This is a genomic window from Enterobacter sp. MGH119, assembly GCF_001037675.1.
Classification (GTDB): Bacteria; Pseudomonadota; Gammaproteobacteria; order Enterobacterales; family Enterobacteriaceae; genus Enterobacter; species Enterobacter hormaechei_C.
The window spans coordinates 191,954-213,961 of the sequence record NZ_KQ089931.1; the positions used below are offsets into that span (position 1 = coordinate 191,954).

The following is a 22,008-nucleotide window of genomic DNA, read 5'->3' on the forward strand; positions in this document are numbered from 1 at the left end:
CATCACAGCGGAGAGACCATCATGATCGCAGTCCTTTTCGAAGCCAAAGCCGCGCCTGCCCATCAGGCGCGCTACCTCCAACTTGCCGCAGAGCTTAAGCCTTTGCTGGCCGACATCGACGGCTTTATCGATATCGAACGGTTCCAGAGCCTGACGACCGACGGCAAAATCCTCTCCCTTTCCTGGTGGCGGGATGAAGAGGCCGTCCGCCGCTGGAAGCAGAACGTCTTTCATCAGGCGGCGCAGGCCGAAGGACGGGCGTCGATTTTCTCTTTCTACCGTATTCGCGTGGCGCAGCTGGTGCGGGAATACAGTTCCGAAACCGGAGGGCACGCGGCGTGTCTATCCTGACTCAGTACAGCGACCATGCGAATCACCTTATTCTGCTGACGGATGATGATAAGCTGGCCGCAGAGATCACCGAACCCTGGGCGGCCCATGCTTAAGACGAGTTTACCCCCTGACAACAGCGCGATGCTGGAAAAGGCGATTGCCGCGGTGGCGGCTGCAATGGCCGATCCGTCGCGCGTGAAGATGCTTTGTGCGCTAATGGACGGGCGTGCGTGGACGGCCACTGAACTGAGTGCGGCGGCAGACGTTGCGCCGTCGACCGCCAGCGGGCATCTTGCCCGGCTGGTTGAAGGGCAGCTAATTACCTGCCTGTCGCAAGGGCGGCATCGTTATTATCGTCTTGCCGGGCACGACGTGGCGGCGCTGGTGGAACAGATGATGGGGCTTTCGTGGAGCCGCATTACCCCGCCGGAAACCAGCGCGCCGAAAGCCATGCGTGAAGCCCGGACCTGCTACGACCATCTCGCAGGCGCGGTGGCGGTGCAGATCTATGATTTCATGCAGGCGGAAGGCTGGCTGGAGGCTGACGGTTCCGCATTGACCCTGTATGGTCGGGAGCAGTTCCTGGCGCTCGGTATTCCGTTAAGCGCTCATCCGCGTCGGAAGGCCTGCTGCGCCTGCCTGGACTGGAGCGAGCGGCGGTTTCATCTTGGCGGTGAGGCGGGCGCTGCGCTGCTTATCCACATGGAAAGCAAAGGCTGGATCCAGCGGGTGGCGGGTTATCGGGAGGTGGTGGTGACGGCTTCGGGGAAAAGTGCCGTCAGGAAGCATTTTAGCCGCTAAACGCCGCTGCGGGCTGATGCCCTCACCCCGACCCTCTCCCACAGGGAGAGGGAGAACATCGTTTCGCAATTCCTGCGCTTTAACTTCTCGTTTCTTGATACTTATCCTGATAACTATTATCGTGATGGCGTACTACGAGAGGGCTCCCCATGAGTGAAGAAGATCTGTTTAGCCGCAGGCCGATGGGCATGCGGATGGCGATGATCGTGCGTCAGTGGCGCGCAGTCATCGACGACGCCATTCTCGACACCGGGTTAACCCAGTCGAGCTGGACGGTGATGATGCAGCTTCATCAACTCGGGGATAACGTCTCGGTCAGCGAGCTGGCGGAAGTGCAGGGCATTGAACTGCCTCCCCTAATGCGCACGCTGACACAGCTGGAAAAGCAGGGCTACCTGCTGCGCACCGTCTCGCCGTATGACAAGCGTATCCGGCTGCTGACGCTGACGCCTGAGGGAAAAGCCATTCTTGAAAGGCTCTCTCAGGTGATTGAGACGTTCCAGGCGCGCGTATCGCAAAACATCGCGCCGGAACATATCGATATTTTCAGCGCTACTCTCAATCAAATCGCCTGCAATTTGCGGACAATCCGCGAAGAAGATAATAAGACCGAAAAATAATGACTCCTGAACAAAAGTTTGCCCGCTGGGTAAGGGTGAGTATTGCCTCTTTCCTGCTGATGTTTGTTTACTTTATCGTCGCGGATATCTGGATCCCGCTGACGCCGGACTCCACCGTGATGCGCGTGGTGACCCCGGTGTCTGCCCGCGTCTCCGGGTATGTGGCGGCGGTACATGTCCATAACAATAGCCAGGTTAAGAAAGGCGATCTGCTGTTTGAGCTCGACGCCACGCCGTTTCGCAATAAGGTCGAGGCGGCGCAGATCGCGCTGGAACAGGCGCGTCTGTCTAACGATCAGCTGGATGCGCAGATTGCCGCAGCGCAGGCCAGCCTGAAAACCGCCGTGCTGACCGCGCGTAACGACAAAGTGACATTCGACCGCTACCAGAAACTGAGCACCTTGCAGAACGTATCGCAGGCGGATCTGGATAAGGTCCGTACCACCTGGCAGAGCAGCGAGCAGTCCGTCAGCTCGATCCAGGCGAATATTCATAACCTGCGCATTCAGCGCGGCGAGCGGGATGAGCACCGTAACGTGACGCTGCAAAAATACCGTAACGCGCTGGATGAAGCGGAGCTGAATCTTGGCTGGACGAAGGTCTACGCCGAGGCGGACGGCACGGTCAGTAACCTGCAATTAAGCCCCGGTTTTTACGCCTCATCCGGTTCGGCTGCGCTGGCGCTGGTGAACACCCGGATCGATATCGTGGCGGATTTCCGCGAGAAGAGCCTGCGTCATACCCATCAGGGGACCGACGCTGCCGTGGTGTTTGACGCCTTCCCGGGGCACGTTTTCCGTGCCCACGTTACCAGCAGCGACGCGGGGATCCTCGCCGGACAGGAGGCCGTAAACGGTCAACTTTCTGAACCGGAAACCTCCAACCGCTGGGTGCGTGATGCCCAGCGTATGCGCATTCACGTAGCGCTGGACGAAGCCTTACCGAAGCCGCTGCCGACCGGCGCGCGCGCCACCGTGCAGCTCTACAACAGCGAAGGGCCGTTTGCGCGATTCTTCTCCGGGATGCAAATCCATCTGGTGAGCCTGCTTCACTATGTCTATTAGCACCCTGGCACGGGTATTTACCCCGCACGGCAACATCGTCTATACGGCAAACGACTTTCGCCAGACCCTGCGTATCGTCTTTGCCGGGATGATTGCGCTCAGTATTTCGAGTTTCTACAACACCAGCTACGGCGTGTTTTTTGTGGTCTACCCGATCATGCTTCTCTCGCTGGTACCGGTGTTTAATCGCCACGTGGCGAAGCAGTTTATCTTCAGCGCCTCGCTGAACTGCGTCGAAATGGTGTTGATTATCGGCTATCTGTCGCAGTGGCCGGTCATCATGACGCTGGTGGTGTTTGCCCTGTACGTGATGCGTTTTCGCTTTATGAGTAAGGGGCCGCTGTTCCTGTTCGGCTCGATGGGCGTGGTTTGCCAGAGCGTGATGCTCAACTTTATGAGCTACCCCACCACCAACTGGCACACGCTTTTATTCTCTAACATCGAAGCGAGCGTGATGGCGGTGTGCCTGAGCGCGCTGATGAACTACCTGCTGCCGGACGTGGAGCCGCGTAAGCCGCCGCCGCTGATTGAGAAAGACGATGCCCGCGTGCGCCACGAGTCGCTGCTATCCGGCACCGTGGCGACGCTGATTTTCGTCGTGTTCCAGATTAGCGACTTAAGCGATTCGCTTTCGGCGCTGATGGCGGGGATTTTGATCCTGTTCCCGATGCACTATCGCGGCTCGGTTATCAGCTCCATCTGGCGCGTGGTTGGCGTGGTGCTGGGGTGCCTCTATATCCTTGTCGTCCAGCTTATCCTCTACGATCACAGCAGCCATATGCTGCTGATGATGCCGCTGATTGGCCTTGGCCTGGCGTTTGGCGCGCGTCTGCACGTAATGGAGAAGGTCGGCGCCGGGGTAGGCTTCGCCAGTATCACCACCATCGGCATTATGTTCGGGCAGAACATGCACCCGGACAGCGACCTGGTGTTCAGCGATCTGTACCGCATCACCTCCGTTACCTTCGCGCTGGTGGTCACGCTGACGATGGTCTTTCTGGTGCACCTGATCCTGAATCGCTTCGAGGCGACGCGCTACGTTATCGCGCCGCCAAAAGCGGATTAATGCCCCAGCACGGCGGGTAGCTGCGAGAGCAGAAACAGGATCAGGCCAATCGTACCGCCCACCAGGGTACCGTTAACGCGAATGAACTGAAGATCTTTACCGATATTGAGTTCTATCTGGCGTGACATGTCTTTGGCATCCCAGCTTTTCACCGTGTCGCTGATATGGCGCGTCAGGAACGCGGCGAAATCCGGCGCCACGCGGTGCGCGGCCTGCTCCAGATGCTCATTCAGCGACGCCCGCAGGCTGGCGTCGTTGGTCAGCGTTTCGCCAAACCACAGCCCGGCGTTGGCGATACGCTGCTTCACGCGGGAATCATCGCTCTGCATGTCATTTTTCAGCCACTGGCGCTGGTCAGCCCACATTTCCCCCAGATAGCGGTTAAAGGCCTCATCATTCTTGAGGTAGTGTTTGATATTCTCGGCTTTCGCCGTCATCTCCGGATCGTTTTTCAGATTGTCGATGAACTTGATCGTGGCGCGGTCAAACGCCTGACGGATCTGGTGCGTACGGTCGTGGCTGATATCGTCCAGCAGCGTGTTCACCGCGTTCGACACCATCTCCGCGCTTTGATCGCCCAGCCACTCGGTGGGCAGCACCATGGCCTTGCGCGGATGCTCGGTCTTAAGCCAGTGAACGATCTGGTCAGCAATAAATTCCCGCGTGCTTTCCCGCTGAATCAGGGTAATCAGGCGGTTTATGATGGCGTCCAGCAGCACCTGGTGACGGTTGTTTTTGGTCATGCTTTCCAGCATGACGGCGCTGGTCTCGGTTAAATCGACCTTGTCGATAGCCTTATGCACCGCGCGTTTGAGCAGGCGCTGGATGCGCCCATCGTCGGTAAGTTCCAGAAAACCGCCCATCACCTGCACCAGATGCTGCCCCACGCGCCGGGCGTTATCGGGCTGGCTGAACCAGGTCCCAATCATCTGTGCGGGCTCGTAGCGACGGATAAGATCGACAAGGGATTGCGTATCGAGAAACTTTTCCTGCACGAACTGGCCGAGATTGTCGCCGATGCGGTCTTTATTGCGCGGGATAATCGCCGTATGGCGCGAGATAAAGGGAATGGGCACCCGGCGGAACAGCGCGACAACGGCAAACCAGTCCGCCAGCGCGCCAACCATCGCCGCCTCGGCAATGGCCTTTACGCCGCGCACCCAGAAGGTTTGCGGCATGAACAGGGTGGTGATAAACGCTGCGACGGCAATCAGCAGCAGCGACAGCGCGAGAAGCTTGGCGCGTTTGAGTTCGGTATGCTTTTCCATGGGTTAAGGATAGAGGGATACGGGGGAAAAGTGCAAAAACCGCCACAGCACCCACCCACCAAACCCCATCAATACCACCCCCGCCGTGCGCTCTATCAGCCAGAGCGAACGGCTGAGCTTTCGCTGAACCGCCGGTAACCCCATCAGCGATACCAGTGCCAGATCCCACACCAGCACCACCGTCACCATCCAGACGCCGCACGTTGTTTGCTGGAGCAGCGTGACGTCCGGCCCGAGTAACGCCGTCATCAGCGCCAGGTAGAACAGCGCATTTTTCGGATTTAACAGCGCCGACCCCAGCCCCAGCAGGATCTGCTTCATCAGAGAAGGACACCGCTGTCGGGTTTCAGCAAGCGCCAGCGCCTGCGGTTGGCTGCGCACCAGATGCGAGCCGATCCACAGCAGATACAGTGCCCCGCAAAGCTCTATCAGCGTAAACAGCCAGGCAAACTGGCGCAGTGCGCTCCAGCCGATAATCACCAGTAAGATATACAGCCCGTTACCCGCGGCGATACCGAAGCACAACCCGGCGCTGCCGCGCAGTCGGTAGCGCGCGGCGTAGCCCACCAGCAGGAAGAAGTCCGGGCCCGGGCTTAACAGGGCGACAAAATGCGCCAGCGCCAGGGCGAGAAAAGCGGAAGGGAAGAACAGTTCCATAGCAACCTCGGTTAACAATCTGAGGTCAGCCTACGGTGATGCAAACGCTATTTATTGTCAGATATTGATCGGCCTGTCGCATACTGACGCGGCGTGGCCGCGGTATAGCTGACAAAGGTCTTATGAAAATGGCTCTGGTCGGCAAACCCGCTCTGGTAGCCGACGTCGGCGATGTCGTCCCCGGCACGTAGCCGCGCTTTGGCGAACTCCACGCGGGAGATGTTGAGGAAGCTGCCCGGCGTCAGGCCGGTGTCCTGCCGGAAGGTGCGGATCAGCGTCTCCTTGCGCAGCGAGAAGCGTTGGGCAAGTTCGTCGAGAGAGGGCGGGCTGGTGAGATTGGAAAGAAACGCCTCCTGAACCTGCTGGCTGGTTGGCCGAAGCGCGTCTGCGTTATCCGCGCAGCGGGGAAGGGCAGAAAGCAGCGCTTCCACGGACGCTAGAGACATTGTCTTAACGACGTCCAGGTAATGGGCAAACAGGGCAGGGTTACGAATCACCTGTAGCGCCAGAGGAAGATCGGTGTCGATATAGAGCATATGATAGCTGCGCGACTGCCCGTCGACGGGGTTGCAACTGTGCGGCGCATAAGCCGGGATCGCAATGAGGTCCCCGGGATGAAGAATGTACTCTTGGTCATGGCACACGCAGCAGGTCTGGCCTTCCACAATCGCGCCGATGGAGAGCTGCGGGTGACAATGACGCTTATAGGCCTGCGTGCTCTGCCACGTGCTGCGCAGCTCAAGGCCTGAGGCGCGGTGAAAAGTCTGCCGGATGTGTCGGGTATCGGTCATATGAACTCCTTCTGGACGTTTTTTATACCACGTCAGCGAACCGTCTGGCAGCGCTTCATTAAGAACCTTCCGTATATACCCAACTTTACCTTCATAGCCAGTCACATTGACTACCCTTAATACCCTAAGCGGTAAAACAAGGAGATTCGATATGGCTTACCAGACAGTAAATCCTGCCACGAACCAGCTCATCAAAGAATATCCCTCTCACACTGACGCAGACGTTGAAGCGGCGCTGAAGGCAGCCGATGCGCTCTATCACTCCGACTGGGCGAAAGGTGACATAAGCCAGCGCCTGCCGGTGCTGCATAAGCTGGCGGACCTGATCGACGAACGCGCGGAGGATCTGGCGAAAATCGCCAGTCAGGAGATGGGTAAGCTCATCGAACAAAGCCGCGGTGAAGTGAAGCTATGCGCGCAAATCGCCCGCTACTATGCTGACAACGCGAAGCAGTTCCTGGCCCCGGTGAAGTATGACTCTGAACTCGGGGAAGCATGGGTTGAACATCACCCCATCGGCGTGCTGATGGCCGTCGAACCATGGAACTTCCCATACTATCAGCTGATGCGCGTTCTGGCGCCAAACCTGGCAGCGGGCAACCCGGTGATCGCCAAGCATGCCAGTATCGTGCCGCACTGTGCAGAAACCTTTGCACAGCTGGTACGTGAAGCGGGCGCGCCGGAAGGGGCGTGGACCAACCTGTTTATCTCGTCCGAACAGGTGGCGAACATCATCGCCGACGATCGCGTACAGGGGGCGGCGCTGACCGGTTCAGAAAAAGCGGGTAGCGTGGTTGCGGCACAGGCTGCGAAACACATCAAAAAATCGACCCTTGAACTGGGCGGGAACGACGTCTTCGTGGTGCTGGACGATGCGGAGCTGGAGAAAGCCGTGAAGATCGGCGTTAACGCGCGGCTTAATAACGCCGGGCAGGTCTGTACCGCGGCGAAGCGCTTTATCCTGCATGAAAAGATTGCAGACGCCTTCCTGAGCAAATTCACCGAGGCGTTTAAGCAGGTGAAGATTGGCGATCCGCTGGACGAAAGTACCACGCTGGGGCCTTTGTCATCCAAAGACGCGCTGGAGACGCTAACTAAGCAGGTTAACGAGGCGGTGAAAAACGGCGCGAAGCTGCACCATGGCGGCAAGCCGGTGCAGCGTGACGGGAGCTTCTTTGAGCCGACCATCCTGACCAATATCTCGCGCGATAACCCGGCGTATTTCGAAGAGTTCTTTGGTCCGGTAGCGCAGATTTATGTGGTGAAAAACGACGACGAGGCGGTTGCCCTGGCGAACGACTCCCACTACGGTCTGGGCGGAGCGGTGTTCAGCCAGAACATCGAGCGCGCGAAGAAAATGGCGTCGCGCATTGAGACCGGGATGGTGTACATCAACTGGCTCACCGATACGGCGGCAGAACTGCCGTTCGGCGGCGTAAAACGTTCGGGTTACGGACGCGAGCTGTCGGATCTGGGGATCAAAGAGTTTGTGAACCAGAAGCTGGTGGTGGTGCGTAAGTGACGTAGTAATAAAAAACCTGCCGAAGGGCAGGTTTTTTTATCTATCAGGTGGCTTAGAAGCTCACGCCGCCGCCGAAGTAAGCGCCGTCTACCAGCGTGTGGTTTGGACGACCGTCTTTGCCATCAACGCTCACGTGGCGGTAGCCCACTTTCAGCGTAACCGGTTTGACCGGGGTCCAGCTTACGCCGCCGTTAGCTTCAACGTAGTTCTTCACGCTGTTGTTCAGTCCGTCTGGCGCAACGTAGCCTTCACCGAATACCCTGATGCTGTCGGTCAGGGCAACGTTCACACCGCCGCCGACCGGGAACGCCACGCCGTTATCGCCTTTCTTCGGGCCAACGTAGAGGGCCTTAGCGCCTGCGTTCAGCATTACCGGGCCGACTTCGAAATTGTAGCCTGCGCCCACGCCACCGGTCGTGGTGCCGTCGTCGGTGTTTTTCAGCCAATTACCTTCGGTGTACAGACCGGAAGTTGATTTGCCCATTTCCACATTCAGATTGGTAAAGTTTTTACCCTGCTCAATGCTGCCGCCCATTGCCAGTGCGGAGCCCGATACGGCGGTGAGAGCAGAAAGGATGAGAACGTTAAGCTTTTTCATGCGTGTTTCCTCGTCATCAAATTAATCTGAGGGCACCTTAACAAGGGATGTTTATGACTGCAAATGTGATGGGTATCGCAGTTTTATGCTGTTTTTGTTGGTTTTTTTAATCTTAAATGTTGATGAGATGTTTTTATGGCAGATCGTCAATCCTCAATCCATTCGTGTTTAGGGAAAGTTTATATTTTTGGCTAAACGTTTAATGAACGAGGCGAAGAAAGCCGTTTGAGGTGAATTAATTAATTTTCTAATAATTTCCAAAAGTATTTCGGCTGTCACAGATCAAGACAGAGGTTTACATTTCTGGTGATTGCTATACGTATTTCTTTGCCGATCCGCTGTCTTTTCATGTCATTTTTCTGACACGTTTCTTCATTACGTTGTTGGCTTCACTTACTGGATGCTAACAATATGAAAAGAAAAATTATTCCTGTGCTTATCGGTTGTGCGCTCTCTTTCTCTGGCCTGGCTGCGCAGCCTACCGCTGAGCGCTATATCGTCAGCTTCCCTGACGGCTCCCATGTGAAATACAGCGGCGCGTTTGCCGATGCGTTCCCGAACGGGCTCCCGGTGGGGATGGGTTCTGGTCTGCTGTTTACGGGCAAGCAGGGCGATGCGCTGACGTTTGCGACCGTGACCGATCGCGGTCCTAACGCGGATTCGCCAAAAATGGGGAAAAACGATGCCAAAATATTTGTTACCCCGGATTTCGCTCCGCTGCTGATGACGATCCGCGTGCAAAACGGTAAAGCGGAGGCCGTGGACGCGCGACCGCTGCATGACGATAAAGGCGAGATCAACGGCCTGCCACTGCAAAGCGGTGTGATTGGTTCCACCAATGAAGTCGCGCTAAGCGACACCTTAAAAGTACTGAAAGGCGATAACCGCGGGCTGGATACGGAAGGCATCACGTCGGACGGGAAGGGCGGCTACTGGCTGTGCGATGAGTATGGCCCGTTCCTGATTAACGTCGACAGTAAAGGGAAAATCCTCGCGATCCACGGTCCGCAGGCGACGCAAGGGGAGAAATCCATCGCGGGCGGTCTGCCAAACGTTATCAAATGGCGTCAGGCAAACCGGGGCTTTGAAGGCCTGACCCGCATGCCGGACGGACGGATTATTGCCGCCGTGCAAAGCACACTGGATATCGACGGGAAGAACAAAAAACAGGCGCTGTTTACCCGTCTGGTGAGCTTCGATCCGGCGACCGGGAAAACCGCGATGTACGGCTACCCTGTCGACAGCACGGCCTACAGCAAAAACAGCGACGCCAAAATCGGCGACATAGTGGCGCTGGATAACCACACCATCCTGCTGATTGAACAGGGTGAGGATAAAAATGACGCAATGCGTAACCTCATCTACAGGGTGGATCTGAGCAAGGCGAGCGATCTGGCCGCCTTCGACAAGCCGGGCGAATACCCGGAGTTTGACGATGAGAAAACGCTGGCGCAGCGCGGCATTACACTTGCTGAAAAAACGCAGGTGGTCGATCTGCGTGCGCTGGGCTGGCAGCAGGAAAAGGCCGAAGGACTGGCGCTGATTGACAGCAAAACGCTGGCGGTGGCGAACGATAACGACTTTGGCGTGAAGGTGGCGATGCACAACCCGGCCGAGGGCAAGAAGCTCAAGGATTACCGGGTGAACGCGGAAGGCAAGCTGACGCTGGATGATAAACCGGTGGAAACCACGCTCAGCGTGAAGCCGCTGAAGAAGCCGGAGTCCGACAGCGAGCTGTGGATTGTGACGCTGCCGGAGGCGTTGAAATAAGTTTCCCCCTCACCCTAACCCTCTCCCCGCGGGGGAGAGGGGATGATCGGTGCGATTTACTTTTTCAGCCCCGCAAACGCTGCCCGAATTTCTTCTTCCGGCAGCTGTATTCCAATAAACACCATCACGCTGTGCGGCGTTTCATCGCCCCACGGGCGATCCCAGTCGGCGCTGTACAGGCGCTGCACCCCCTGGAACAGCAGGCGGTTCGGCTCGCCGTCGATCCACAGCATCCCTTTATAGCGCAGCAGCTTGTCGGCAAACGACAGCAGCAGGTTTTCCATCACGCGGGAGACCTCGCTGATGTCTACCGGGTAGTCCAGCTCCACCACGATCGACGCCACGTCGTTTTGCTTGTCGGACATAAAGTGAAAGCGCGGTTTCGCGGTAACGTTCTCTTCCAGCATAAAGCCGTTGGTGTTGAACAGCTGAGCGAGATCGATATCGCCGTGCGTCACCGTATAAATGGGCGCACGCGAGTTGATGCGCGTCAGGCGCTCGCGCAGTTTTTCGCTTTCACCTGCCACGTCGGTTTTGGTCAGCAGGATGCGGTCGGCGTAGCCCACCTGAGACTGGGCGATGGTGAACTGGTTCATCTGCTCGTCGGCGTGTACCGCATCCACCAGAGCGATGACACCGTCCAGCAGGTAGCGCTGGCAGATGATCTCGTGGGAGAAAAAGGTCTGAATAATCGGGCCGGGGTCGGCCATGCCGGTGCACTCGATCACCAGACGGTCGAAGACGATGTCACCGCGATCGCGGCTGTCGAGCAGGTCCAGCAGGGCGTCTTCTAATTCGTTAGAGCGGGTGCAGCAGATGCAGCCGTTGGTCAGGGTTTTGATCTGGGTGGCGCGGTCGCCAATCAGCTGATCGTCAACGGAGACTTCGCCAAATTCGTTTTCGATGACGGCGATTTTGAAGCCGTGCTGCTCGTTCAGAATGTGGCGCAGCAGGGTGGTTTTACCGGCGCCGAGAAAACCGGTCAGCAGGGTAACGGCAATCGGGGTCATGGTTTCTCCTTTAGCAGCAGCGGACGCCGCCTTCTCCACTTCCGCCGTAGCGCGCTTCCTGACGCTCGCGGAAGAATTCAGTGTAAGTCATGTACGGCTTATCCGGATGGTTGGTCTTCATATGCTCAACGTAGTTGTCATAGTCCGGAATGCCAATCAGCATTTTCGCCGCCTGACCGAGGTATTTTTTTGCTTCGCCTAAGTTACCAAACATTGAGGGTTCCAGATAGAAGAAGCCCGGAGGCGCGCAGCGATCCGGGCCTACAGTAACATGCTTAATTAATGGTGTGAGGAGGTCTTCACGCCGCCTTCCGGCACCGGCACGTACGGGGTTTCTTTATCCGTACGGCCCTCAACGTTACGCACTTTCATCCAGGTTTTGATGCCGTAGAAGATAATGCTGTACACCACCACCAGGAACAGAATGCTCAGACCCGCGTTGGTGTAGTTGTTCACCACAATATGGTTCATGTTGGCAATCTGCTGCGCGGTCAGATCCGCGCCGCCTGCGGCAATCTTCTCTTTGTACTGGTTAGCCATGAAGAAGAAGCCTTCCAGCTGCGGGTTGGTGCTGAACAGTTTCAGACCCAGCGCCCAGGTAGTGCAGAGCAGCAGCCACAGCGCAGGCACCACGGTGACCCAGATGTATTTGGTGCGTTTCATCTTCACCAGGACAACGGTACCCAGCACCAGGGCCACAGCCGCCAGCATCTGGTTAGAGATGCCGAACAGCGGCCACAGGCTCTTAACGCCGCCCAGCGGGTCAACAACGCCCTGATACAGCAGATAACCCCACAGGCCTACGCAGCCCGCGGTACCCAGAACACCGGCCACCAGAGAGTCGGTTTTCTTCAGGAATGGCACGAAGTTACCCAGCAGATCCTGCAACATGAAGCGGCCTGCACGCGTACCGGCATCCAGCGCGGTGAGGATGAATAGCGCTTCAAACAGAATACCGAAGTGGTACCAGAAGCCCATGTCCGCCCACGGCAGCACTTTGTGGAACACGTGTGCGATACCCACCGCCAGCGTTGGCGCGCCACCTGCGCGGTTCAGCACGGACGGTTCGCCGATGTCTTTCGCGGTCTGCATGATCTGCTCAGGCGAAATTACGAAGCCCCAGGAGCTGACGGTCGCCGCCGCGTGTGCGCTGGCGTCTTTCAGCTGCGCCAGGATCAGCGCGGTATTTTCGCCGCCCATCTCATGCAGGTTTGGCATGGTGATGCCGAGACCCGCTGGTGGGGTGTTCATCGCAAAGTACAGACCTGGCTCGATAATCGACGCTGCAACCAGCGCCATGATCGCCACGAAGGACTCCATCAGCATCGCGCCGTAACCGATGAAGCGCGCGTCGGTTTCGTTGGCCATCAGCTTCGGCGTGGTGCCCGAGGCGATCAGCGCGTGGAAGCCAGACACGGCACCGCAGGCGATGGTGATAAACAGGAACGGGAACAGAGCGCCTTTCCACAGCGGACCGGTACCGTCAATGTACTGTGTCACCGCTGGCATTTTCAGCTCAGGATTGATGATCACAATCCCGATTGCCAGCCCGACGATCACGCCGATTTTCAGGAAGGTCGCCAGGTAGTCGCGCGGAGCCAGAATCAGCCACACCGGCAACAGCGCTGAGATGAACGCGTAACCGATCAGCGCGAAGGTGATGGTGGTGTCTTTAAAGGTCAGCGCCGGGCCCCAGTACGGGTCGTGCGCAATCACGCCGCCGAAGTAGATGGAGGCGACCAGCAGCACGATACCGATGACCGACACCTCGCCAACGCGGCCAGGGCGCAGGAAGCGCATGTAGATGCCCATGAACAGCGCAATCGGTACGGTAGAGCAGACGGTGAAGACGCCCCACGGACTTTCGGCCAGCGCTTTCACCACGATCAGCGCCAGCACCGCGAGGATGATGATCATGATCAGGAAGCAGCCAAAGAGGGCGATGGTGCCCGGCACGCGGCCCATCTCTTCTTTGATCATCTCACCCAGCGACGAACCGTTACGGCGCGAGGAGATAAACAGCACCATAAAGTCCTGCACCGCTCCCGCCAGCACCACGCCCGCCAGCAGCCAGAGCGTACCCGGCAGGTAGCCCATCTGCGCGGCCAGTACCGGGCCGACCAGCGGACCCGCGCCTGCAATGGCGGCGAAGTGGTGACCAAACAGCACGTAACGGTTGGTTGGCACGTAGTTCAGGCCGTCATTGTTAATGACCGCCGGGGTGGCGCGCGTCGGGTCGAGCTTCATGACCTTCTGCGCGATGTACAAGCTGTAGTAGCGATAAGCCACAAGATAGACGGAAACTGACGCGACCACGATCCACAGGGCGCTGACGTGCTCGCCCCGGCGTAATGCGACAACCGCCAGACAGAAAGCACCGATGATCCCGAGGATGGCCCAGGGCACGTGCTTAAGTAGTTTTTTAGTATCCATAGTAAGACCTGGTTTTTTATGTAAAGAAAAAAGGGTCAGGGTTCGTTGTGAGGAGGTATTGATTAATGCTGGAGCGATCGTGCCAGATCCTCGCGCGTATAAAGCACGGTAAATAGGTGAGTGGTTGAAAGCGATGCGTGAGCGGTCAAAAGCGAGGGTGAGTGGTTAAGGCTCACCCACGGTGGAAGAAAATATGTGATTGAGATCACTGAGAATAATCTACCCCTGCGGGGTTTCGTCGTTCGCTTCAGGGCAGTGCACGCAGCGGCAGGTCTGATACGCAGGCAGCAGCTGATAGCGCCCTTTGCCGTCGTGTTCAATAATAGGGGAAAGCGCCTGCAAATCGCGGTACACCGTGCGTTCGGTAATGCCAAATTTTTGCATCAGATCGCGTCGATTAACGCTTCCGTTGCGGTGCAGGGCAATAATGATGTCAACCAGACGTTCAGCCGAGCGGCTTCGGGGTGAAGGGGCCATAAGACTTTCCAGCGTTAAGGGGGCGCCTGACGACGTCGCCAGCCGCCCCGGAAAATTTATCTTATGGATAGTTAACGGCGCACCTTTGCGGAAACCTTAGCGTTTTTTGTGCAACGGGATCAAATCGCGGCTTCCATCTCCATCATCACCGGGTGGAAACGGCGTTTGAAGTAGATCAGGCCGTGCCCCTCGCTGCTGAGGATGATGTTCTTAATCTCCACAAGGTAGACCAGATGGGTACCGATGGTTTGCACCTGGGTTATCTCGCCTTCCAGGCTTGCCAGAGCGCCTTTCAGCACCGGCTGCGCCAGCGGTCCTTTCTGCCAGCAGGAGAGAGCAAAGCGCTCCTCCATTGCCATGCCGGTCATCCCGGCAAAGTGGCGGGCCATGATCTCCTGCTCGTGGTTCAGCACGTTGACACACAGTTTGCCGTTGCCCTGGAAGACCGGGTTCATGGCGCTGTTGGCGTTGATGCAGACCATGACCGAAGGCGGGGTGTCCGTGACCGAACAGACGGCGGTGGCGGTAATGCCGCAGCGACCCGCATCGCCCTCGGTGGTGACCACATTCACCGCCGCCGACAGGCTGGCCATCGCGTCGCGAAAACGCAGGCGTTCTTCAGATTGCATTGAAACCTCCCGCTGCGTTATTTCAGCAGCTTATCCAGCATGTTGATATCAGTGTTGTTGTGCAGGTGCGGTACGGTCCAGCCGTGCTGGTCGTACTCGGACATGCAGCGGTCAACCATCGCCATCATCTTGTCCATGTTGCCGGAGCTTTGCGCCTGACGCAGGCATTGCAGGCGGATCTCATCCTGGCTACCGGAGTAGTTGATTTCGTACAGCTCGTGACGTCCGCCAAACTCGCTGCCGATGGCATCCCACATCAGTTTCAGAATCTTGATGCGTTCGACATGATCCATCCCGTTGGAGCCGCGCACGTACTTCGCCAGATACTGGTCGATCTGCGGGTTGTTCAGGTCCCGCGCGCTGGACGGCAGGTAGATCAGCCCGGAGGTCACGTTACGTTCGATGATGTTCTTGATCTTCGCATAGGCCATTGGCGCCATCACGCGGTAGGTCTGTAACGCCGCGTGGTCAGGCAGATACGCGCCGTTTACCCACGGCGTGGCTTCGGAGCACATGGAGTCGCTCAGCGCCCAGAACATGTTGCGCCACGCCACCACTTCGCCGAGATCCGCCTGCACGCCGCGGAACTCGAGGGTGCCGGTACACTCCAGCGACTTCTTCAGCAGAGCGGTGATGAAGTCGAGCTTCACTGCCAGACGCACGCAGGCCTGAAGCGGGTACATGCGGGCGAAGCCACCTTCCATCGTCCAGCGACGGCAGCGGTCGAAATCGCGGTAGATCAGCACGTTTTCCCACGGGATCAACACATGATCCATCACCAGAATGGCGTCGTTCTCGTCAAAACGGCTGGAGAGCGGGTAGTCGTACGGGGAACCGGTCGCCCCTGCCACCATCTCGTAAGAGGCGCGGGAGATCAGCTTCACCCCTTCGGCATCCATCGGCGCGACGAACATCAGCGCGAAGTCCGGGTTTTCGCCCATCACCTGCGCAGAGCCGAAGCCGATCATGTTGTAATGGGTCAGGGCGGAGTTGGTGGCCACCACTTTCGCGCCGCTGACGATGATCCCGGCGTCGGTCTCTTTCTCCAGCTTGATGTAAACGTCTTTCACCTCGTCTGCCGGTTTATGGCGGTCGATCGGCGGGTTGACGATGGCGTGGTTAAAGTACAGGCCGGTTTCCTGAATACGTGTGTACCAGTTGCGGGCGTTCTGCTCGAACTGACCGTAGAAGGCAGGGTTCGCCCCCAGCGCGCAGCCGAACGCGGCTTTGTAGTCCGGCGTACGCCCCATCCAGCCGTAGCTCAGGCGCGACCACTCGGCGATGGCGTCACGCTGCTGGCGCAGATCGTCGGCGCTTTTTGCCACGCGGAAGAATTTATGGGTGTAGCCGCCGCTGCCGGTGTCCGTGCCCCAGCAGAGGGTATCCTGCATGTCTGGCTTGTGCAGGGCATCGTACATCTGGGCGATGGACGCCGCCGCATTGCGAAATGCCGGGTGGGTAGTGACGTCCTTAACGCGCTCGCCGTAGATATAAATCTCACGGCCATCTTGCAGGCTTTTTAAATACTCTTCACCGGTTAACGGACGTTTGGCATCAGCGCGGAAATCTTCAGGCTTCATAGGGACCTCGTATCGGAAGATGATTGTTAAATTTATGTTTTGTTTTTGTTGTTTAATTGAAGCGTGAGAGGGGCGGAACGTGAAGGGACGATTGGGACAACGGCAGGTACTTTTCGCGAGAGATCACAGAGTGTGATTTCCCTCACCCTCTCCCTCTGGGAGAGGGGACGGTTACTCCCTCTGGGAGAGGGCAGGGGTGAGGGGAACAGGCGACACCGGTACTTTCTGCGCCCGGTACGCGCTGGGTGAGCACCCCGTCAGTCGGTTAAAAAAACGGGCGAAATAGGCCGGATCTTTAAAACCCAGCTGCCAGGCAATTTCGCTCACTGTGCTGTCGGAAAACAGCAGCAGGCGTCTGGCTTCCCGCAGCTGACGGTCGAAGATCAGCCGTTTCGGCGAGCGGTTGGCGAAGCGGCGACAGATATCGGTCAGGCGGGATTCGGTGAGATGCAGTTCGCTGGCGTATTCCGGCACCGTCCAGTGCTCGTGGTAATGAGCATCTGTCAACTGGTTAAAGCGCTGAAACAGCTTCAGCTCACCTCGCATGCCGCCTGACGCGTGGTCGTCGAGCTTCGCGTTGCGCAGCAGCAGGGTAAAAACGGCCTGCGCCAGCAGGACCAGCGTATGCTCGCGACCGGGCAGCTGTTCCGTGGATTCCCGGGCAATCAGCTGCCAGTAGTGCTTCAGCGCCGCCAGCTCATCAGGCTTGTCGGCAAGCGACAGGCAGATCCCCGGCAGGCCGAACGCTTCCCGCGTACCGGGGTAGAGTACTTCTAACAGCGGCCAGATGAGATCCTCGCGCACCGTCAGCACGTGGCCGTCGCTGTCGGATTCGGTGATAAACGCATGCGGTACCGACGGCGGCGTCAGCACAAACAGCGGCGCCTGCACCGAGTAACGGTGGTCGTCGAGCTGGAGCTCAATCTGCCCGGTGTCGAGAAAATGCATCTGAAAATACTGGTCGTGGCGGTGCGCCTGCATGTCGCGGCCAAAAAAGGCCGCCATGCGGGCGAACGACTGGTAGTGCACATCGTCGGTGCCCAGACTTTCGTCGTACTCCTTGCTGATATCGATGTTGGTGATGGGGCTCTGACACATAGCGGCTCCTCAGTGGATCTTTTGCGCCGCGATGTCCGGCTCACGCTCAAGGCTTTCCCGGCGCGTCATCGGAATGCGCGTCAGCACCAGCGCGCCCACCACCAGCAGACCTGCCACGAACCACAGTCCCGAGCTGAAGCTGCCGGTCGCGTCGCGCAAAATACCTATCAGCAATGGGCTGACGGCAGACCCGACGTTGCCGATGGCGTTGATCACCGCCAGCGCCACCGCGCGGGATTGCAGGCTAATAACCTGATCCGGCGTGGTCCAGAATATCGCCATGGCGGTAAACGATCCGGTTGAGGCCATGATGATGCCAAGCAGCTGGATCAGACTGTGATCGGTCGCCGAGGCCAGCATCCATCCCGCCGCTGCAAACAGATACGGCAGGATGGTGTGCTTTTTTCGCTCTTTCAGCCTGTCGGAGCGGCGGCTCCACCAGATCATCCCGAGGATGGTGCAAAACTGCGGGATCGCCGCCAGCAGGCCAATCACGATATTGCTGCTGCCGGTGTTGAAGCTTTGCAGGATCTGCGGCGTCCAGATGTTGATCGCGCTCAGCGTATTCGTCAGGCAGAAGTAGGCCAGCGTGTAGAGCAGCACGGCGGGGGTCAGCACCTCGCGCAGCGTCGATCGCGGCGTGGCGGCATGCGCAATGGCCAGCTCCTGCTCGCGGGCGATCATCGTTTTGAGTGCCTGCTTTTCGTCATCATCCAGCCAGGTGGCCTGATCCGGGGTGTCGTTAAGGTAGAACCAGGTCACCACGCCGAGCACCACCGACGGTAGCCCCTCCAGCAGGAACAGCCACTGCCAGCCCTTAAGGTTCCACAGTCCGTCCATCGCCAGAATGTACCCGGAGAGGATCGAACCGAGCATCATGGTCACCGGCATGGCGATCATAAACAGCGCGTTGGCGCGGGCGCGGTGATAGGCCGGGAACCACCAGGTGAGATAGACCAGAATGCCCGGCAGGAAACCGGCTTCGGCAATACCCACCAGCATGCGCAGGACGTAGAGCGTTTCGGGGCTGGTGGCGAACATGGTGCAGGTAGAGGCGATGCCCCACACCACCATGATCCCGGCGATCCAGCGGCGGGCGCCGATCTTCGCCAGCATGATGTTGCTGGGGATCCCGCACAGCACGTAGGTCACATAAAACAGCGTCGCGGCCAGGCCAAACATGGTCGACGTGAGGCCCAGATCTTTGCCCATCGTCAGCCCGGCAAAGCCGATGTTGATGCGATCGAGAAACGAGAAGACAAACAGGATAAAAAGAAACACGATCAAACGACGGAACAGCTTATTAATAACGCGATGTTCAACAGCTTTATTATGCAGGGTTGAGGTCGTCATGTTGCGCTCCACATCGTACGTTTAGTAGACGGATTTATTGTTATCAACTGCTGTGGTGACGTCGGTAAAGCGGGCCGCCAGCGCTTCGGCGCTGCGGGCGAGCAGGGTGGTATCCACGCCGACCGCGACAAACAGCGCGCCGAGTTCAAGATAACGTTTTGCCAGTTGCTCGTTCGCCATCAGGATGCCGGGCGCTTTGCCCGCGCTGAGGATCTGCGCGATCGCCTGCTCTATGGCGGCCTGCACCTCCGGGTGCTGCGGATTACCGGCGAAGCCCATGTCGGCGCTCAGATCCGCAGGGCCGATAAACACGCCGTCCACCCCTTCCACGTCCAGGATCTGCGGCAGGTTTTTCAGCGCCTCGCGAGTTTCGATTTGCACCAGCACGCACATGGCGTCGTTAGCCTGATGCAGATACTCCGGGATGCGGTTCCAGCGCGACGCCCGCGCCAGCGCGCTGCCGACGCCGCGAATACCGGCAGGCGGGTAGCGGGTGGCGCTGACCGCCAGACGGGCTTCGTCGGCGTTTTGCACCATCGGCACCAGCAGGGTTTGCGCCCCCACGTCCAGCAGCTGCTTGATCTGCACCGGATCGTTCCACGACGGGCGCACCACCGGCTGGCTGGGATAAGGGGCGATGGCCTGGAGCTGAGTCAGGACGGTCTGCACGCTGTTCGGCGCGTGCTCCCCGTCGATCAGCAGCCAGTCAAAACCGGCCCCGGCCAGTAGCTCAGCGCTGTAGCTGCTGGTCAGCCCCAGCCACAGGCCGATTTGCGGCTTTCCGGCTTTCAGCGCGGTCTTAAATGCGTTTTCCATGGTGCACTCCTACACAAAGCGGCAGCTAATCGAGCCCATGTTGCCGTAGTCGACGTGGAAGGTGTCGCCTCTGCTGGCGGCAACCGGGCGGGTAAACGAGCCGCCGAGGATGATTTGCCCTGGCTCAAGCTGCACGTCGTATGGCGCGAGTTTGTTCGCCAGCCACGCCACGCCGTTCGCCGGGTGGTTAAGCACGCCTGCGGCGACCCCGGTCTCTTCGATCACGCCGTTGCGGTAAAGCAGGGCGGAGATCCAGCGCAGATCCAGCTCGTCGGGTTTAATCGGGCGGCCGCCGAGGATCACGCCCGCGTTGGCGGCGTTATCGGAGATGGTGTCGAACACCTTGCGCGGGCGCTGGGTTTCCGGGTCAACGTTATGGCAGCGGGCGTCGATCAGCTCCAGGGCGGGGATGACGTAATCCGTGGCGTTGTAGACGTCGAAGATCGTGCAGTTCGGGCCGCGCAGCGGTTTTGCCAGCACGAAGGCCAGCTCCACTTCGATGCGCGGGACGATAAAGCGATCCACGGGGATGTCGCTGCCGTCGTGGAAGAACATATCGTCCAGCAGCGCACCGTAGTCCGGCTCGCTGATCTGCGAGCTGGCCTGCATCGCTTTGGAGGTAAGGCCGATCTTGTGGCCTTTCAGCACGCGGCCTTCGGCAATTTTCAGGCTCACCCATTCGCGCTGGACGGCGTAGGCGTCTTCAATGGTGATCTCCGGGTACTCCAGCGAGATCGCGCGGATCTGCTCCCGGGATTGTTCCGCCTGATGCAGACGGTGGGCGATCAGGGTATGGGTGTGTTTGTCGAGCATGGCGATATCCTGTTTTTATTTGTTTTCTCCCTCTCCCTGTGGGAGAGGGGACAGACCGTGCGGTGTTATTTAAACAACGCGTGCACGTTGTTTTGCTTGTAATTAAGCGTCGGGTGCAGCTCGTCCAGCTCGAACGAGAGCGCCAGATATCGGCCCGCCATTAGCTCTGCGAAGTGCGTTTTGATCAGCGCAAACAGCATTTCACCGACCTCTTCCCGGCTTTCCAGGCTGCGCCCCGCGCCGATCTTCAGCGTCATATGCACAAAGGCGTAATCGTGCTTACCGTCGGCCATCTGCCAGGTATCCAGCCAGTGGGCGCGGCTGCGGATGCCCCCGAGCGGGAAGATCCCCGTGGCGGCGAGCGCCTCGTTCACTTTGGCGAACAGACCCGGCAGGTCGGCCTGCTCGCGGATGTTGTTGGTACATTCAGCGATAAAGTGCGGCATAACGACTCCTTAGGCGGGCAGCGGGAAAACGGCGTTGACCTGGCCGGTGCCGGAGCTGGCGAACAGCTCGGTGAGAAACTCCACCTTACCGTCGTATTTGTCCCAGCCGAGCATCCCCAGCAGCATCACCGTGTCGTGCATGTTGCCCTCGCCGTAGCAGTAGTCGGCGTACTCCGGCAGCATGCTGCAAAACTCCTTGAACTGCCCCTCGCGCCACAGCTTCACCACGCGCTCGTCCATCTGGCGATCAAACTCGCGGGTGTAGCTGTTCATCCCTTCCTCCGCGCGCTGGTCGTCGATAAAGCGGTGCGACAGCGAGCCGCTGGCGAGCACCGCCACGGTGCCGTCGTATTTTTCGATGGCGCTGATGATGGCCTCGCCCAGCCTGCGGCTGTCGGCGAAGTCGTGAACCGTGCAGAACGCCGAGATGGAGACCACTTTGAAGTGCTTATCCGCGTTCATGTAGCGCATCGGCACCAGCGTGCCGTACTCCAGCTTGAGGCTCGGGATGTTGTGCGCCTTGGCGCGAACGCCAAGCTTCACCGCTTCGTCGGCAATCAGCTGGCCGAGTTCCGGGTTGCCGTCGTAGTCGTAGGTCATGTCGCGAATAAAATGCGGCAGCTCGTTGCTGGTGTAGACGCCTGAGAAATGGTCCGCGCAGTTGATGTGATACGCGCTGTTCACCAGCCAGTGGGTGTCGAAGACGATAATGGTATCCACGCCCAGCTCGCGGCAGCGCTTGCTGATCTCTTTATGCCCATCGATGGCGCCCTGGCGGCAGCCGTAGTTTTTGCCCGGCAGTTCAGAGAGATACATTGACGGCACGTGGGTGATTTTTGCCGCTAACGCTAATTTTCCCATGA

The 22,008-nt window shown here is 58.5% G+C and carries 23 protein-coding genes and 1 pseudogene; 8 read left to right on the plus strand and 16 right to left on the minus strand.

The window, feature by feature from the left end:
* Nucleotides 1-21: 21 nt before the first annotated feature.
* From SK53_RS15640 to SK53_RS15660, 6 genes and pseudogenes are all read left to right on the plus strand, one after another.
* Nucleotides 22-351, plus strand: a complete 330-nt coding sequence (locus SK53_RS15640) for an antibiotic biosynthesis monooxygenase family protein (RefSeq protein ID WP_008501327.1) — start codon at nucleotides 22-24, stop codon at nucleotides 349-351.
* Nucleotides 330-446, plus strand: a pseudogene (locus tag SK53_RS22880) (amino acid-binding protein); the annotation flags it as partial. The gene SK53_RS15640 and the pseudogene SK53_RS22880, both read left to right, overlap by 22 nt.
* Complete coding sequence (locus tag SK53_RS15645) at nucleotides 439-1,134, plus strand: ArsR/SmtB family transcription factor (RefSeq protein ID WP_045340719.1); 696 nt, start codon at nucleotides 439-441, stop codon at nucleotides 1,132-1,134. The pseudogene SK53_RS22880 and the gene SK53_RS15645, both read left to right, overlap by 8 nt.
* A gap of 149 nt (nucleotides 1,135-1,283) precedes the next feature.
* A complete protein-coding gene (locus tag SK53_RS15650) occupies nucleotides 1,284-1,754 on the plus strand; it encodes a MarR family winged helix-turn-helix transcriptional regulator (protein ID WP_003863089.1) in 471 nt (156 codons plus the stop codon).
* Nucleotides 1,751-2,818 carry an HlyD family secretion protein gene (locus SK53_RS15655; RefSeq protein WP_086527941.1) on the plus strand — a complete coding sequence of 356 codons (1,068 nt, stop codon included), beginning with the start codon at nucleotides 1,751-1,753 and terminating at the stop codon, nucleotides 2,816-2,818. The genes SK53_RS15650 and SK53_RS15655 overlap by 4 nt, the downstream gene beginning before the upstream one ends.
* Nucleotides 2,808-3,884 (plus strand): DUF2955 domain-containing protein, encoded by a 1,077-nt coding sequence (locus SK53_RS15660; RefSeq protein ID WP_003863094.1) that lies wholly within the window; start codon nucleotides 2,808-2,810, stop codon nucleotides 3,882-3,884. Before SK53_RS15655 ends, SK53_RS15660 begins: the two co-directional genes overlap by 11 nt.
* Here SK53_RS15660 and SK53_RS15665 read toward each other — a convergent pair.
* The 3 genes from SK53_RS15665 to SK53_RS15675 are packed head-to-tail and all read right to left on the minus strand — an operon-like array spanning nucleotide 3,881 to nucleotide 6,600.
* Nucleotides 3,881-5,152, minus strand: a complete 1,272-nt coding sequence (locus SK53_RS15665; protein ID WP_048209769.1) for a DUF445 domain-containing protein — start codon at nucleotides 5,150-5,152, stop codon at nucleotides 3,881-3,883. The genes SK53_RS15660 and SK53_RS15665 overlap by 4 nt on opposite strands.
* A 3-nt stretch (nucleotides 5,153-5,155) precedes the next feature.
* On the minus strand, nucleotides 5,156-5,809 hold the full coding sequence (locus SK53_RS15670; protein ID WP_048209770.1) for a LysE family translocator: 654 nt from the start codon (nucleotides 5,807-5,809) through the stop codon (nucleotides 5,156-5,158).
* 47 nt (nucleotides 5,810-5,856) lie between these two features.
* The gene (locus SK53_RS15675) at nucleotides 5,857-6,600 is read right to left on the minus strand and encodes an AraC family transcriptional regulator (RefSeq protein WP_048209771.1); all 744 of its coding nucleotides are present in this window, start codon (nucleotides 6,598-6,600) and stop codon (nucleotides 5,857-5,859) included.
* Nucleotides 6,601-6,751: 151 nt separating this feature from the next.
* Between SK53_RS15675 and SK53_RS15680 the strand changes: the two genes are divergently transcribed.
* Nucleotides 6,752-8,122, plus strand: coding sequence for an NAD-dependent succinate-semialdehyde dehydrogenase (locus SK53_RS15680; protein ID WP_048209772.1), 1,371 nt, complete (start codon nucleotides 6,752-6,754; stop codon nucleotides 8,120-8,122).
* Nucleotides 8,123-8,174: 52 nt separating this feature from the next.
* Here the strand turns inward: SK53_RS15680 and SK53_RS15685 are convergent, their stop codons facing one another.
* On the minus strand, nucleotides 8,175-8,720 hold the full coding sequence (locus SK53_RS15685) for a YfaZ family outer membrane protein (protein WP_003856615.1): 546 nt from the start codon (nucleotides 8,718-8,720) through the stop codon (nucleotides 8,175-8,177).
* Nucleotides 8,721-9,131: 411 nt separating this feature from the next.
* Here SK53_RS15685 and SK53_RS15690 point away from each other — a divergent pair, with 411 nt between their 5' ends.
* A complete protein-coding gene (locus tag SK53_RS15690) occupies nucleotides 9,132-10,490 on the plus strand; it encodes an esterase-like activity of phytase family protein (protein ID WP_045342559.1) in 1,359 nt (452 codons plus the stop codon).
* Between the two features lie 56 nt (nucleotides 10,491-10,546).
* On the opposite strand, the gene yjiA is transcribed toward SK53_RS15690, so the two are convergent.
* The 12 genes from yjiA to hpaD all read right to left on the minus strand — a co-directional run bounded on the left by yjiA (nucleotide 10,547) and on the right by hpaD (nucleotide 22,006).
* Entirely contained in the window at nucleotides 10,547-11,500 is a 954-nt protein-coding gene (yjiA, locus tag SK53_RS15695) for a GTPase (RefSeq protein WP_003856612.1), read from the minus strand.
* 10 nt (nucleotides 11,501-11,510) lie between these two features.
* Nucleotides 11,511-11,714 carry a YbdD/YjiX family protein gene (locus SK53_RS15700; protein ID WP_003856610.1) on the minus strand — a complete coding sequence of 68 codons (204 nt, stop codon included), beginning with the start codon at nucleotides 11,712-11,714 and terminating at the stop codon, nucleotides 11,511-11,513.
* Between the two features lie 65 nt (nucleotides 11,715-11,779).
* Complete coding sequence (locus SK53_RS15705; protein WP_003856608.1) at nucleotides 11,780-13,933, minus strand: carbon starvation CstA family protein; 2,154 nt, start codon at nucleotides 13,931-13,933, stop codon at nucleotides 11,780-11,782.
* Between the two features lie 219 nt (nucleotides 13,934-14,152).
* Complete coding sequence (locus tag SK53_RS15710; protein ID WP_003856607.1) at nucleotides 14,153-14,410, minus strand: HTH domain-containing protein; 258 nt, start codon at nucleotides 14,408-14,410, stop codon at nucleotides 14,153-14,155.
* A gap of 119 nt (nucleotides 14,411-14,529) precedes the next feature.
* Nucleotides 14,530-15,039 carry a 4-hydroxyphenylacetate 3-monooxygenase reductase subunit gene (locus SK53_RS15715; protein ID WP_017383854.1) on the minus strand — a complete coding sequence of 170 codons (510 nt, stop codon included), beginning with the start codon at nucleotides 15,037-15,039 and terminating at the stop codon, nucleotides 14,530-14,532.
* A 17-nt stretch (nucleotides 15,040-15,056) separates the two neighbouring features.
* Nucleotides 15,057-16,619 (minus strand): 4-hydroxyphenylacetate 3-monooxygenase, oxygenase component, encoded by a 1,563-nt coding sequence (hpaB, locus tag SK53_RS15720; RefSeq protein ID WP_010427196.1) that lies wholly within the window; start codon nucleotides 16,617-16,619, stop codon nucleotides 15,057-15,059.
* A gap of 171 nt (nucleotides 16,620-16,790) precedes the next feature.
* Nucleotides 16,791-17,717 (minus strand): 4-hydroxyphenylacetate catabolism regulatory protein HpaA, encoded by a 927-nt coding sequence (gene hpaA / locus SK53_RS15725; RefSeq protein WP_023315338.1) that lies wholly within the window; start codon nucleotides 17,715-17,717, stop codon nucleotides 16,791-16,793.
* A gap of 9 nt (nucleotides 17,718-17,726) precedes the next feature.
* Nucleotides 17,727-19,070 carry a 4-hydroxyphenylacetate permease gene (hpaX, locus tag SK53_RS15730; protein ID WP_003856603.1) on the minus strand — a complete coding sequence of 448 codons (1,344 nt, stop codon included), beginning with the start codon at nucleotides 19,068-19,070 and terminating at the stop codon, nucleotides 17,727-17,729.
* Between the two features lie 21 nt (nucleotides 19,071-19,091).
* Nucleotides 19,092-19,886: a 4-hydroxy-2-oxoheptanedioate aldolase gene (hpaI, locus tag SK53_RS15735; protein ID WP_032661483.1), complete on the minus strand. Its 795-nt coding sequence runs from the start codon at nucleotides 19,884-19,886 to the stop codon at nucleotides 19,092-19,094.
* A gap of 9 nt (nucleotides 19,887-19,895) precedes the next feature.
* A complete protein-coding gene (gene hpaH / locus SK53_RS15740; protein ID WP_015572593.1) occupies nucleotides 19,896-20,699 on the minus strand; it encodes a 2-oxo-hept-4-ene-1,7-dioate hydratase in 804 nt (267 codons plus the stop codon).
* Between the two features lie 65 nt (nucleotides 20,700-20,764).
* Nucleotides 20,765-21,145, minus strand: a complete 381-nt coding sequence (locus SK53_RS15745) for a 5-carboxymethyl-2-hydroxymuconate Delta-isomerase (protein WP_003856599.1) — start codon at nucleotides 21,143-21,145, stop codon at nucleotides 20,765-20,767.
* Nucleotides 21,146-21,154: 9 nt separating this feature from the next.
* Complete coding sequence (gene hpaD, locus SK53_RS15750) at nucleotides 21,155-22,006, minus strand: 3,4-dihydroxyphenylacetate 2,3-dioxygenase (RefSeq protein ID WP_022650350.1); 852 nt, start codon at nucleotides 22,004-22,006, stop codon at nucleotides 21,155-21,157.
* Nucleotides 22,007-22,008: the final 2 nt, after the last annotated feature.